We start from the raw sequence: 14,235 nt of genomic DNA, 5'->3' as shown, positions 1-14,235 counted from the left end.
AGTTTTAAGTTGTTTCGATTAAGCCATATTTACCGTCTTTACGTTTATACACAATATTTGTGCCATTAGATTCAGCATCTGTAAAGACATAGAAATCATGCCCTAACATATTCATTTGTAAAACAGCCTCTTCTTGATCCATCGGTTTTAAATCAAATTGCTTTGTACGTACAATTGAGTATTCCTCTTCCTCTGTAGTAGCATCAGCGGCTGCTTGTGTAGTAGCAAAATAAAGGCCTGCACCTTCTCGCTCACGGAATTTACGGTTTACTTTTGTTTTATGCTTACGAATTTGACGCTCTAATTTATCAACGATTAGATCAACCGCAGCATACATGTCATTATGACGCTCTTCAGCACGAAGAGTTAAGTTCTTCATCGGAACTGTGACTTCCACTTTTGTTTGCTTGTCATTATAAACCTTTAAATTTACGTTAGCATTGGCGTTAACATCTTCGTTAAAATAACGTTCGACTTTTTCGATTTTATTCTCAACATACTCACGAATAGCTGGAGTTACCTCAATATTTTCACCACGAATGTTAAAGTTTAACATGTAAACTCCTCCTTTATAACTGCTATACTATCTATTTCTACACAAGTGTGTGAAATTCCTCTAAAATAATTCTTTTTTTTACAAAAAAATTTTATAAAATTAATGGTTGCTTTGCTTTTTTGCTTCTGCCGCTTCCTTTTTACGTCGCAGCTTTAATTCTTCTACAATCAAATCTTCTACTCGTGCCTGATCATTGAAATAAATGCCATATTGCTTGCCGCTACCAAACGGACGGCTCCAAATAACTTCACCATAAGCCCGCACCTCTTGTGTATCAAGCACAAAATGGATATCCAATGGTGGAGGATTCACGCCTAAATCCACTTCAGTAAACATCTTTAACCCACGTGGACTAATGTCCAGCAAGTCCGCCATAGCCGTTTGTCCATGATTGACCCTTCCGTTCTCATAAATAGCAAAAGTTATTTGAACAGGCTCCTCAAATTTAAATCGGAAACCTTCTTGACGCTTAAAGATCATATTCCCACCCCAGTACTATGTTAAACATTTATATTGCTTTGATTATGACACGATGCCCTTCTTACAGCTAGAGGGAATAAGTAACATATTTTACCGTCAAATAGCCTAATTTATGACTATTTAGTGTTAATTTCTAGTTATTATTCCTGTCATATAGAAAAGAGACCATCTTTTGATGATGGTCTCTAATTTTGTCTAAATTTGTCCGCTGTTTCCCTGACCAAATTGCTGTTGTCGAGTAATGCGAATAACTTCCTTCCACGTATCGCGGAATTCCGTCACCAATCCTTCTACTTCTTCAATAATCGCTACATCATTTTGAATGTTTGCCTCTACTAAACGATGATTCATATATTCGTAAAGAGGTAGCATTTGTTTCGAAATCTCAATATCCATATTGAGTGTAGACATTAGCTCGGCAATGATCGCCTGTGCCTTTATAAGATTTGTATTTTTTTCTTGGACATTTTTCTCTTGAATAGCTTGTTTCGCCTTATGCAAGAATTTTAAACATCCATTATAAAGCATTAACGTCAATTCGCCAGGAGAAGCTGTAGTCACACTATTTTGTTTATACGCATTTTGTGCTGTTAAATTTGCTGCCAATAAAGGACAACTCCTTTGAAAGGTTACTTATTTACTAGTTTAAACCATTTTACGAAGAAAAGCTATTTGATCAATAACGCCCAAGCGTAATTGTGTCGGGATTTTGAATTGTGTGATCATAATTCATCCTTTTAAAATTCTTGACGTCCGCCGGAGCTTTATCTTCATTCAGCTTGCGGCTTCCACCACACTAAATGAAGATAAAATGTCAATTCTTTTTATCGTAATACATCCCGTCCATCACACGAACATTGGAGTAAGGGTTGAAATATTGCTGTTCACTTTTTTTCGTTTTTTGTAGGTTTGCCATATCTTGCTTAACTGCATCCATAACAGCTGCTAATCTTTTTTTAATACCATTATCTAGTTCCAACAGTGTACGATGAATACGATTTTGTTCATTGAAATGAAAACCTTCTTGTTTCAAGCCTTTAATAATCGTTTCACGCTTGTCCAACATGCTATTGATTGTGTTGATGTATTCGTCACGCTCTTCACCATTTGGAATGTCACCTAAATGCTTAAATAAATTGGCTGACACTTGCAATAGTTGATCTGTTTGATGCATATTATTCTCCTACCTTAATTAGAAGCCTCAGCCTTGCATGAACATGCTGGATTGTTGATTTGCTTTATTTATTGCTTGCTCCATTGCTGTGAATTGCTTCCAATAGCGAGATTCTATATCCTCTAGTTTTCTCTTCCAAGTACTAATTCGACTTTCTGTATCCATTAGGTTATTTCCGATTGCATATTGAGCGTCTGTCATCGTAGAACGTCCAGCTTTTTTTTCAATAGTAATTTCAAAAGTTTTCATCGATTCACGTAGTTTTTCTAAATAACCTCGTGTATCGACTGTTTTTCCATCTACTACATCATCTTTTTTACCTTCACTATTTTTAAAGAGTTTTTCAACTGCATCAGGATCTTCTTCTAATACTTTTCGTAATTTTGTTTCATCAATTTCTAATGTACCGCCATCATTATAGTTTTTTGATGTTGTAATCCCAATACTGAAAAGGGTATTATATTTTGAATCAATACCAGGATTTGATTGATATACTAAAGAACGCATACCCGAAAGCCCTTCACGAATAAGAGTATCACCTCTTAATAACCCACTCTTCGCTTTTTCTTCCCAAAGCTTAATCTCATTTTCTGACATGTCTTCTCTTTGCTCACTAGTCAATGGCGTATAATCACGATATTTAGTTTCTTTTGTTTGATCATTTAAATCTTTGATAAAACCGTTATAAGTAGTGATAAACTCCTTAATTTTAGCCATGATGTCATCAACATCTGTTGTGGAAGTCATTGTGACTGCTTGTGCTTTTTGAGCAGCATTTACTTTATCTTCGTCAACGATTTTACCACCACTACCATCATCCTTTAAAATACCTGCCGCATTTGCATCTGCTGTTGCTGCCTTTTCGGTATTAGTTGCTTCTGTTAAACGAGTTTGAGCTGCTTTCTCTTCAGCATCGGCAGTTAAATACTCTGAACGTTTAATATTCTGATCCGCCAAATCATAGAATTGACCTTTTTCTTCTGGGGATAAGCTATTCCAAACCTCTTTTTGTTTTTCTGTTAAATCCTCAACCTTTTTAGATCCATCTTGCAAACCTTTAATTAACGCATCTCCAAATTGATTATACTTTTGTTTTAAATCCTCAGCTTGAGCTTTTTCTTGATAAGTTTTTAAAGTTGCTGAATCTGTTGCTATTAAATTAGTTAAATCATCTTTACTTAAAGATTTTAACGCATCTTTTACTTCTTTTGTAAATTCAGGATTATCATCTATATCTTTATGAATTTTATCAATTGAATCATTACTGTCATATGAGAAACGTTTTAATGCATCGATGGCATTTTGATCAAAATCTTTTAATTTTGCACCATACTTTTCGTACTCTGCTTGAGCTTTAAAATCTGTAAGCTGATCTTTGTTTGAAAATAAAACATCTAACACATCATTAGATAAATCCTTTAATTTCGCTTTGCTTTCATCACTTAAAGAGCTTCCATCTAGATTATCTTTAATACCTTGTGCAGATGATTGGTTTTTAATGTAATTTATTTCATCAGTTGATAAATTTCTCCACGCATTATTTCCAAGTTTGTTATATTGCACTTGTTGTGACAAAGATAAAGTATTACCAAAAGCATTTTTATAAGCAGTTTCATGGTTAGCTGTATAGCTATTAATATCACTAGCACCATAAGCATTTTGTTTTGTAGTAAGATTTGCTTGTTTATTTGCTAAATTAGTAGTAGCATTTTTTAATTCTTCCACAGCAGCTTTATATTTATCTGCAATCGTTTGGAGGCCGTTGAATGTATCTTTTAACGTTACATTATAACCCGAAATCGTAAACGTATTTGTTGTTCTTTCTGTTGCTATACCATTCACAGTGAAAATAGCATTTTTTCCTTCTGTATTTTGAACTTTATTAGGATCAGCAAACCCTAACTTGTTGAAAATATCTAAACCACCTACAACTTTGATTTCATCATCACCTTTAACATCACCAGTGTTTTTGGCAGTAAAGGAGAATCGACCATTTTCAAATACAGCACTAATTCCTGCATTACTAGAATTCACTTTACTAATAAATTGATCAACTGTCATATCAGAAGTAATTTCAATCTTTGTTGCCTCACTCGCTAATTGACCGTTGGTTTGAATGGCTTTAAATTCTATAGTTCCTGTTGCTCCTAAATCGGACATTTTCGTAGTTCCTACAGCATTAACTTGATCACCAACTTTACGAGCTGCTGTAGCTAATTGGGAAACACCCTCGATTGACAGTGTTCCTGAAGCACTTCCTGTTGCAGTTGCAGATACTAAGTTAGAATTAGAACTAGCTGCCGTTTTAGAAATAAGACTTTTTAGTACTAGATTATCTGATATATAAGTATCAAATGTTTTTAGCTTTGTATTAACACTTCGATATGCGTCACGTTGCCACTCGTACGTTTGTTTCTTTTGATATAACTTGTTTAAAGGTGCTCTTTCCGCATTCATTAATTTTTTTACTATTGAATCTATATCCATTCCTGAAGCTAAACCGCCGATTCTATTTACCATTATATTTCCTCCTAAATATTCTTATATTTTTTCGTCCACAATCATCCCTAATAACTTTTGCATCTCATAATATGCGTCTAAAAGTTTTTTTGGAGGGATCTCTTTTACGACTTCTTCTGTTTGGGTATCAACAACTTGTACAAAATAACGATCTAAACCGTCATGTAACACAAATTTAGAAGCATTATGATTGATTTGCAAAAATTCATTCACAGTATCTACTACATTTTGCAACTTTTCTTTAGATACCTCTTGACCCTCAGCAACTGGTATTTTTTCTCCTTGTGATTGCGTTATTAACTGAGATTTAATAGTAGTCATCGTAGTTTCTTCTATAATAGCTTTCTTAGAAGATGTTGATGACGTTGCAGTTCCCACATCTGTAGATTGTCCTTGAGCTGCAATACGCATAATATGTAACCTCCCAAACATTTCGTATTCTTATATCTAGTATCGGAAGTTTTTAGAAATGTTTCACCTTTTTACAGCAAACTACTTTAGATGATACCTTTCTCAAAAAAACCCCTTATTCAGATGATATTTACCTGAATAAGGGGCTTCTTTGAATCTTTAACTATTATAAAAAGCATTTATAAAAAATTACGGTAGCTCTACTTACTAATCATGACAAACATATGCCCCATTGTTGTATAACCTAAATTCATCATACCCTCACGAACATCTAGCAAATAAGATGGGGTATGTTCAATCACCTTCGCAAGCTGTTGTACACATTCAATAAACATTTCTTGTGTTAATTGTTGTTGTTTAGCGGCCATACCAATTAGATGCAACTTAATTAACGTAAAATTGACAACAAGCATCATATAACTTTCAAAGAATGTCTTACAATCATAGGGAAATAGATTTTTAAATACATAGTTCACCATGTAATTTTCAAACATATATTCATTTTCTTTAATAAATGGTTCATATATATTAGTATAGGATTCTTTGTATTTCAATACTGTTGCTTCCATATCACGTAATTCTTTTTCTTCATCCTCTTCCAAAGCTAAGCCTTCTATTAATTGATGAAGAATAGTGATATATTTTTCTGAAGCAATACCACTTGTAATACGAAGGCGAATTAATGCACGTGCTAAATTCAATTGAAAATTTAAATTACCCTTAATATCTTCTAACGATTTAATATATTCATCGTTATCTAAACGATTTAGATAATCTTGCATTATCATTTGTAATTCTTGTTCCAATTCATTCGGTTTTAATTGTTCAATTTTTTGTATGAATAGCCCTAAAATAATTAAACGAATCTCAATAGGTTGTTGGCGACTTTGAAGAAGCTGAATTGTAAAAATACGCAAATCCCAAAAATGAGGGTGTTTTTCTAATTTTAGGTCCTTATTTATTAGTCCACGCGTATTTTTTGGTTCTTCTGTCTCTATAAAACCGATTCCATCTTTACGTAATAGAACAATTCGTGCTGCCTCTGGGCAAGACAATGTTAAACTTTTTTCTGTTACATTCCCTACACTTGTAAGGAATCGAGGATAAACAGCACAAGTATTACATAAAAACTCTTCTCCTAATTCTTTATGAATACTACATAACCCGTCCTCTAACATCATATGACAGTTTTTATTATCATCTAAAATGAACTTTGCATAATTAGAGTCATCATGACCTTTACGATTTCGTTTTACATATTTTAATAGTTTTTCTGCCATCTCCGGCTGACGCACTTTACGATACGCTTGATATGTTTTCTTTTCAACTGTTATATTCCAACCAGCACAACAAGTATCTTCACAAGCACTACCTATACAACTAAAATCTTCTATATATTCAGGAACTAAAATAGGTCTCATTTCCTACACCCTTTTTATAATTTAATATTAATATACATTATTTTTTTAATCTGAACATATGCTTACTTTTCTTTTTTGAATAATTTATTGATAGTTTTAAAAATAGATAGTGGTATCTTCTATTAATTGTTCTCACTCTATTCAACTACAGTTAATATAAATGATAAACTTCATATTAAAAGAATACTTCCTCATCAAATGTATTCTTTTAATATACTCACTATATAGTTAATATCTTCATCAGTTAAACGAGGATGTATAGGCAATGTTAACGCTTTTTTATACCATTCCTCTGCTACTGGGCATAGTCCTTGCTCATAACCAAGCTTTTGATAATACGGATGCCAATAAACAGGTATGTAATGAACATGGACACCAATATTTGCAGCTCGCATAGCATTAAATACTTGTTTCCGATTTGCTTCATCTAATTGAATCATGTACAAATGCCAGCCAGATTCAGTATCCTCTAGTTGCTTCGGTATTGTAATTCCAGTCACATTTCCTAATGCTTCATTGTACTTTGCAGCAATTTCTTGTCTCCGCTTAATAAAATAATCAAGTTTCTTCATTTGTGAAACACCAAGGGCTGCCTGTAAATCTGTCATACGAAAATTATAACCTAATTCTGTCATTTCATAATACCAGTCACCTTGTTCTTCAGCATAAGCTGTTGGCTCAATTCCATGACTTCTGAACTTTACTAGTTTTTTATAATAATTTTCGTTATTTGTAACAACTATGCCACCTTCTGCTGTTGTCACAGGCTTTACAGGGTGAAAACTAAACATTGTCATATCCGCCTGTGTTCCAACCTTTCGCCCTTTATAACTAGCACCAAATGAATGAGCACCATCTTCAATTACGACGAGTTCATGCTTCCTTGCGATATCCATAATGACATCTATATCAACAGGTTGTCCTGTAAAATCCACTGGAATAATTGCCTTTGTTTTTGATGTAATTTTAGAACGTATTTGTTCAGGGTTAATATTATAAGTACGTTCATCGATGTCCGCAAAAACAACTGTTCCGCCAACATAGCGTACACAGTTTGCACTTGCAGCAAAGGTAATAGGAGACGTAATGACCTCATCCCCTTCATCAATTCCAGCAGCATAACAAGCACCATGTAAAGCTGCTGTTCCATTGCAGAATGCTACTGCATATTTTGAACCAACATAAGCTGCCACAGCTTGCTCAAACTGTGCAATTTTCGGTCCTTGAGTTAAGTTTGGTGAACGCAATGTTTCAATAACTGCTTGAATATCATCTTCATCTATACTTTGACTGCCATATGAGATAAATCGAGGTGAATCAATCATAGTAATAAATCCCAACTTAATGGAGTTCCTTTTTTTACATCACGCTTAATCGATTTACCAATCACTAAATCATAGTACTTCGTTGGCAAACCAAGGCCTGGTCGAACGTTGCGAACATTTTGTTCTGTTAAAATATCACCAGCTTTTAAATCTGAGCCTATATATAAAGAACGTCGGAATTTTGCTGATTCCTTCTCCGCATTTGTTGGTCCATAACTCACATTCCCTAAACTTTGCCATGCACGCTCCGTTTCTTCCACTAACATTTTTAATTCATGTGGTTCCATTGAAAATGCAGAATCAACCCCTCCTTCAGCCCGAGATGTTGTAAAATGCTTTTCAATTACCGTTGCTCCAAGTGCCACTGCAGTAACCGATACACCAACCCCCATTGTATGATCTGATAAACCTACTTCTGTACTAAACATTTCTTTCAAATGTGGTATAGTTACTAAATTTGAATTAGCAGGTGTAGCAGGATATGTACTAGTGCATTTCAGTAATATGATTTGATTATTACCTTCTTCGCGAGCAGCACGAACTGCTTCATCTAGTTCAGCAGCAGTCGCCATACCTGTGGAAATAATCATTGGTTTTCCTGTTCGCGCAACTTTTTTAATTAATGGGATATCTACATTTTCAAATGAGGCAATTTTATATGCTGGTACATTCAATGTTTCCAAGAAATCCACTGCTGTCTCATCAAATGGAGAACTAAAAGCAAGGAGACCAAGTTCTTGTGCTTTTGCAAAAATCTCCTTATGCCATTCCCAAGGTGTATAAGCCTCTTTATATAAATTATATAAAGAATTACCTCTCCAGAGATTTCCATCTTCTTGGATGAAAAACTCACCTGTATGAACGTCTAATGTAATTGTATCAGGTGTATATGTTTGTAATTTCAGAGCGTCAACACCTGCTTCTGCGGCTAGCTCTACTAAATGTAATGCTCTTTCCAATGATTGATTATGGTTACCTGACATTTCTGCAATAATAAATGGCTTCGTATGACGACCAATTTCTCTATTTCCTATTTTAATCATTTTATCAACTCCAATATTTTATAAACCCACTCATTTGGTTGCTCATTTTGAGTTAGAATAAGCCCTTTTTCACTTAAATCTTTAATCTGTAAATTTTTTAATAACTGTTTATAAGTTTCCGATGTCACGTCTTTATGCCATCCCAGATTAATAACTATGCCAAGTTCTGCAACAAATTCTGTCCCTTCTTTCTGATTATTAGCTACAATAGTACTCGATGAAGGTAGTCCAACATAACAACGTTCCCATGTTGTACTTCCCCCCGCACCAATAGCAAAATCAGCCTGTTGCATTAACTTTGCCATATAATTAATTTGACAGTGATAGTCATACCCACGCTCTTCACAAATCTCCCGAATTTGTTCCTTAAAAACATTACCATTTCCAACAACTACATCAATATGTTTAAACTGAAATTCTTCAAGTGCCTCCAAAATTTTCATCGTCTCATTCGTTGGATCCGAACCGCCCATAAAAATGAGTAAATTTTCAATTTGTTCATTCCTCTTGCGCAATAGCCGTCTTGCATCAATAAACTCATCACGCATAATTAAATATTTTGGACCTAATAGCTTTATACATGCATCAGACACTAAATCGTCATATCGTGATTCAAAATTTGGCAATACATTAGGGTCCAGAAGCAACTCGCAATCATGCTTACGGTTCGCTAAATCATCAATTACCACAATTTTTTTTGTAAATACACGTATTTTGCACTCCCACTCTTTATCAATCCCATAATGATCAATGATATATATGTCTGCTTGCTCTGCTTCAAAAATATTTCCAAAACCTTCACTGATTACGTAATCAATTAGATTTCCAGGTAAATCTTGCATCCAAAAGATTACTTCACATCCATTCACACGCAAATTTTTTGCAACTGTCAAACAACGCATAACATGACCACTACCGATTTCAATAGATGCATCTGTACGAATAATGACTTTCATTAAATCACCGGCTTTTGCTCGATATGAGCATTTAGTTTTGCAACTTCAGGATTATCTTTTAAAAATTGAATCACATCTTTACTTGAAATTAATGGGTTGTTGAAATGCTTTGCCACCTCATAAATCAGTTTATAGTCTTCGATTGTATCTAGCGTAATGCGTAGTTCTGGCGCAATACGATTTGCTGGCGCTTTATATGTAACTGATTCAAATTCTTCAGCAAATTCATAGGCGTAATAAGTAACATGCTCACGATGTCGAGATTCTAGCCCTACTTTATGAATATATAAAAGTGCTTCATATGAAATAAGTTCTACCGCTAATCCTCGAGGTAATTGCCCGTCAATTAACACGATATCTTTACGTTCTTTTAGAATTAATTCTACAATATCACTTGCCATTTCATAGTCAACAAATGGACAATCCGATGTTACACGCATCACATAATCAGGTTTGTATTGCTTTGCACATTGAACATAGCGATCTAATACATCTCCCTCAGAACCTCTGAAATATGCAACTTGTTGCTGTTCACACCAATTTGCAATTGCATCATCCTGTTTTAAAGTACTTGTCGCAACAATAACTTCATTAACACCTTTGATAGCACGACAGCGCGTGATATCGTACCTTAAAACATCTACATCTCCAAGCGGTTTTAAAATTTTCCCTGGCAAACGAGAGGAGCCCATTCTTGCTTGGATAATTACAATTGTTTTCATAGTTAAACTCTCCATTTATAAAATTATTACTTCCCTCGTAAACGATGTTAAGAAACTTTGTCCATCCCAAACACCATCAAAATTTAGCGCTTGCCCGATTGGGACAATTCGATCTATCCCTCGTGTAGAAATTGATTCTACTAATTCCTTTAACTCAGGTTTCTCAAAACCAAAGTATGCAATTGTTTGATCTTTATCGATTATAATTTGTTCTAAGTCTATTAAGTTTTCAACTTCATACTCATAAAACAAGCCACCACCGCAATGCTTTTCACGTACATCTCTTGGCACATCATTTAGCTTTATACGTGAAAAGTTCGTTATAGGTACTACTTTTTCTACATAATTTTCCGCGGCTAATTGTAAACTTGTCGAATATTTCAATACTTGCGTTGCTGCTAATAACTCATGTTGCTTTTTCTGGATTTTACGTTCAAATGCCGTCCAAAAAGATTCTATTTTCTCACCTATCCAAACGATAAGTCTTGGTGATGAACATGCCATTTGGTCAAACCAAAACACATCGTTATAAAATTGCTCAAGTAATGCATCTAGTGCCTCATCATCTAATAACATAACTTTTTCGGAGTTTAATATGGCTAATGAGAATCTGTCTGGAAATGCTAATTCATTTGCTAGTGGTGCAAGGGGAATTTTACGAATGGCTTTTACCGTTTCATCCCCTCCCCAAATAACACGTGTATGACATGTTAGACTGAGCATTTCTGTTGCACTCTCATCATGACCATATGTACAAATTATTATTTGTTCCGCTAACGATTTATAATTAGGTAACTCTTCTAAAATCACTTGTAATAACTCATTTATTTCCGTTTTACTTGAAATACGAATGATATTGCGATTCCCTGCAAGAAGTGACAGCATCCATGAATAAACGAAAATAGTATCAACATTTGAAGGAGCGATATGAAAAGCTGTACCTCGCCCACGAACTACTTTTCCCTTAGTAGCCTTTTCAAACTCTGCTTGCATTTGCTTAATATTTGATTTTCGAAGCCAGTAACCAAGTGCTACAACTTCAGGCATGTATCGCATCCGTACAAAACGCTTCGATAAACTTTGTGTAAAAGCAATTACTTCTTCAGCAAAAGGTTGATTCAATTTTTGATTATTCAAGTTGCATAGTACATTATCAAAATTCCCATTCTTTGGCCAAAATATTTTCACAAACGCACACCTCCTTGAAAAGTATCACTACAACCGCGTAATTCTGCCTTCGGGATACGTCCAACTACACTAAAATACTTTCCTTTCCATCCACATGGACAATCATCAATACCATGAATTGTTCCTAAATCTTCTGTCAATAAAGAATGACCCGGATAACTTTTTGGTAATTCACTCACTACCTGAATTAAACCTTGTTGTCCTACAGGTAAAACATTAAACGTAATCGGATTACGAATAATCACATCAGCATAGCTCGGTGCATGTAAATGTCCTTCATTACACTCTACAAAAATTGAACCGACCTGTTCAACCATGCCATAATAGTTATGTACTTCTTGAATGCCTAATTGCTTACTAAGAAGATGATTAAAAGTCAAAGCATCAACCGCCTCATCCTTAAGCTTTTTCCATCCACCTCCGTGAATAAGTACACTATCACCAAAATTAATATTTAAACCTTTATCTCTTATTTCTTTATAAACGTACTGCCATATCATAAATGTAAAACCAAACAGTAATATACGTTGTCCTTCGTATTCTTTTAAATACGCTTGTAAACCTTCAACATCCAATGTCATATCATCATTTAAAGCATAAAAGTGTTTGCGACCGAAATTAGAGAACCCTAAAATTCCCGCTCCACGTGCACTAAATGATTTTCGATCCTTTAGCACAGATTTCGTATCTAACAGAATCATTGGCAAACGTCTATTACCTAAAATAGGTTTCATCACTTCTACAAGTGCTTTTGTCTGTGCAATCGATGTCTCTTTATCGAGGTAAATTTTAGATACTTGCTGTCCCGTTGTCCCACTTGATGTTAGCACTTTTACAACGTTCTCTTGAGAAACCGATTTTAAATTCATTAGCTTAAACAACTGCACAGGTAAAAATGGTACTTCTTCTAAACAACTTGCTTCTAGTAATGCATTGCTTTTTTCTAGCATTGATTTATATTCATGACAATTTTCAGTGTGCCATCTAGTTAGTTCATTTAATTTAACTACTAGTTCAATTTCTTTCTCGGCCTGTACTAAATGATAAGGGACCGTCATAAACAGCTCTCCTTTAGCTTCATATAATCGGTTTTTCCACTTACAAAACGTGGAATTTCATCAATCACCTTGACTTTAAATGCCGTTTTGTGAAGCTTATATAAATGTTCAATCGCTTCTTTTACTTTTTCAACATAATCAGCTTGTTCAATAGCTACAATTAATTTATCGTCAGATCCAGTACAAGCTAAAGGTATTTGTAGTTCTTCTTCAAGTTTCTTCTCCACATCATCTAAATTAATGCGCAAACCAAATAACTTAATAAAACGCTTCATTCGTCCTGTAATTGTAAAGTATCCATCTTCATCAATGATTGCTGTATCGCCAGTATATAGTACCCCATTAAGTTCATAGCCATTTGCTAAGTCTGATAAATTCTCAGCGTACCCCATCATGACATTAGCACCCATATAAATTAACTCCTCGGTTTCTACATCTATAGAAAGTTTGCCACCAGGAATAGCAATACCAATTGTGCTAGACTTCTCTAATACTTTTTCATAAGGAATATATGAAATACGTGGTGCAGCTTCAGTTTGACCATACATTATGTAAAATCTCTTATTTTGTTCTTTTGCATATTCTGCAAAATGCTTTACAAGCTTTTCATTTAATCGTCCCCCAGCTTGTGTCATTGTCTTTAAATAAGGTAACTCCATTTTTGTAAAGCCTATACGCTGTAACATTTGATATGTAAATGGAACACCTGCAATTGAAGTTGCTTTATGTTTTTTCACAAGTTCCCAAAATGACTTCTCCATCACGCTTTCATCAGTCAATAAAATTGAAGCACCTGCTAAAAGGTGACTATTCACAATCGACATGCCATATGAATAAGAAAGTGGTAGATTCATAACTGCTCGTTCATTTTGATTAATTTTTAGATACTCTATAATAGATTCAGCATTTACCCTAATATTGTCATAGGAAAGACGAACAAACTTTTGGCTACCAGTTGTACCTGAAGTACTTAATAAAATTGCAAGGTCAGGATGAATATTGGTTACTATTTCTTTTGTTCTTATTAATTGATTTTCATTTATTTCATACCCTTCATGGCTCTTTAATCCAATAATCCATTTCGGCTGATATGTTTTTATAATGTTTGCTAGTAATTCATGATTAATACCTTCATTAATCAGCATAACCGCATGCTTGCTATTCATAGCTGAAATATAAGTAGCTAAAATATCTATTGTGTTTTGGCATAGTATCAATATTAACTCTTTGCTTGTACTACGAAATTCAATTTTAGGAATTTCACTAAAAGCATATGTTTGTTCATTTGTAATAATCGCCACATCACTACTCTCTAAATTAAAAAGTTCCATAAGCTCGCTCCTTCTTTATAGGAAAAGGTGTGATAGCATCTACCACACCA

General features: G+C 34.4%; 14 protein-coding genes. All 14 read right to left on the bottom strand.

Features of this window, described 5'->3' with window-relative positions:
- Nucleotides 1-4 precede the first annotated feature (4 nt).
- Complete coding sequence (gene hpf / locus NV349_RS03340) at nucleotides 5-556, bottom strand: ribosome hibernation-promoting factor, HPF/YfiA family (RefSeq protein ID WP_036121000.1); 552 nt, start codon at nucleotides 554-556, stop codon at nucleotides 5-7.
- Nucleotides 557-655: 99 nt separating this feature from the next.
- Nucleotides 656-1,036: a PilZ domain-containing protein gene (locus NV349_RS03335; RefSeq protein WP_036121003.1), complete on the bottom strand. Its 381-nt coding sequence runs from the start codon at nucleotides 1,034-1,036 to the stop codon at nucleotides 656-658.
- Nucleotides 1,037-1,231: 195 nt separating this feature from the next.
- Nucleotides 1,232-1,642 (bottom strand): flagellar export chaperone FliS, encoded by a 411-nt coding sequence (fliS, locus tag NV349_RS03330; RefSeq protein WP_141904756.1) that lies wholly within the window; start codon nucleotides 1,640-1,642, stop codon nucleotides 1,232-1,234.
- 208 nt (nucleotides 1,643-1,850) lie between these two features.
- A complete protein-coding gene (locus tag NV349_RS03325) occupies nucleotides 1,851-2,210 on the bottom strand; it encodes a flagellar protein FliT (RefSeq protein WP_271912412.1) in 360 nt (119 codons plus the stop codon).
- 27 nt (nucleotides 2,211-2,237) lie between these two features.
- Nucleotides 2,238-4,730: a flagellar filament capping protein FliD gene (fliD, locus tag NV349_RS03320; RefSeq protein WP_271912410.1), complete on the bottom strand. Its 2,493-nt coding sequence runs from the start codon at nucleotides 4,728-4,730 to the stop codon at nucleotides 2,238-2,240.
- A 21-nt stretch (nucleotides 4,731-4,751) separates the two neighbouring features.
- Entirely contained in the window at nucleotides 4,752-5,141 is a 390-nt protein-coding gene (gene flaG / locus NV349_RS03315; RefSeq protein ID WP_089934818.1) for a flagellar protein FlaG, read from the bottom strand.
- Nucleotides 5,142-5,341: 200 nt separating this feature from the next.
- A complete protein-coding gene (fliB, locus tag NV349_RS03310; protein WP_271912407.1) occupies nucleotides 5,342-6,562 on the bottom strand; it encodes a flagellin lysine-N-methylase in 1,221 nt (406 codons plus the stop codon).
- Between the two features lie 194 nt (nucleotides 6,563-6,756).
- Nucleotides 6,757-7,887 (bottom strand): UDP-4-amino-4,6-dideoxy-N-acetyl-beta-L-altrosamine transaminase, encoded by a 1,131-nt coding sequence (pseC, locus tag NV349_RS03305; RefSeq protein WP_271912405.1) that lies wholly within the window; start codon nucleotides 7,885-7,887, stop codon nucleotides 6,757-6,759.
- Nucleotides 7,884-8,930 carry a pseudaminic acid synthase gene (pseI, locus tag NV349_RS03300; protein WP_271912403.1) on the bottom strand — a complete coding sequence of 349 codons (1,047 nt, stop codon included), beginning with the start codon at nucleotides 8,928-8,930 and terminating at the stop codon, nucleotides 7,884-7,886. Before pseI ends, pseC begins: the two co-directional genes overlap by 4 nt.
- Nucleotides 8,927-9,886 carry a UDP-2,4-diacetamido-2,4,6-trideoxy-beta-L-altropyranose hydrolase gene (pseG, locus tag NV349_RS03295; protein ID WP_089934813.1) on the bottom strand — a complete coding sequence of 320 codons (960 nt, stop codon included), beginning with the start codon at nucleotides 9,884-9,886 and terminating at the stop codon, nucleotides 8,927-8,929. Before pseG ends, pseI begins: the two co-directional genes overlap by 4 nt.
- The gene (locus NV349_RS03290) at nucleotides 9,886-10,608 is read right to left on the bottom strand and encodes a cytidylyltransferase domain-containing protein (protein WP_101966440.1); all 723 of its coding nucleotides are present in this window, start codon (nucleotides 10,606-10,608) and stop codon (nucleotides 9,886-9,888) included. Before NV349_RS03290 ends, pseG begins: the two co-directional genes overlap by 1 nt.
- 15 nt (nucleotides 10,609-10,623) lie before the next feature.
- Nucleotides 10,624-11,796, bottom strand: a complete 1,173-nt coding sequence (locus NV349_RS03285; protein ID WP_089934811.1) for an acyl-CoA reductase — start codon at nucleotides 11,794-11,796, stop codon at nucleotides 10,624-10,626.
- Nucleotides 11,793-12,854, bottom strand: coding sequence for a LuxE/PaaK family acyltransferase (locus NV349_RS03280; protein ID WP_089934807.1), 1,062 nt, complete (start codon nucleotides 12,852-12,854; stop codon nucleotides 11,793-11,795). The genes NV349_RS03285 and NV349_RS03280 overlap by 4 nt, the downstream gene beginning before the upstream one ends.
- The gene (locus NV349_RS03275; protein ID WP_089934803.1) at nucleotides 12,851-14,185 is read right to left on the bottom strand and encodes an AMP-binding protein; all 1,335 of its coding nucleotides are present in this window, start codon (nucleotides 14,183-14,185) and stop codon (nucleotides 12,851-12,853) included. The genes NV349_RS03280 and NV349_RS03275 overlap by 4 nt, the downstream gene beginning before the upstream one ends.
- Nucleotides 14,186-14,235: the final 50 nt, after the last annotated feature.

This window comes from Lysinibacillus sp. OF-1 (assembly GCF_028356935.1).
GTDB classification, from domain to species: Bacteria; Bacillota; Bacilli; order Bacillales_A; family Planococcaceae; genus Lysinibacillus; species Lysinibacillus fusiformis_D.
This window is presented reverse-complemented; position numbering and strand designations above follow the sequence as displayed.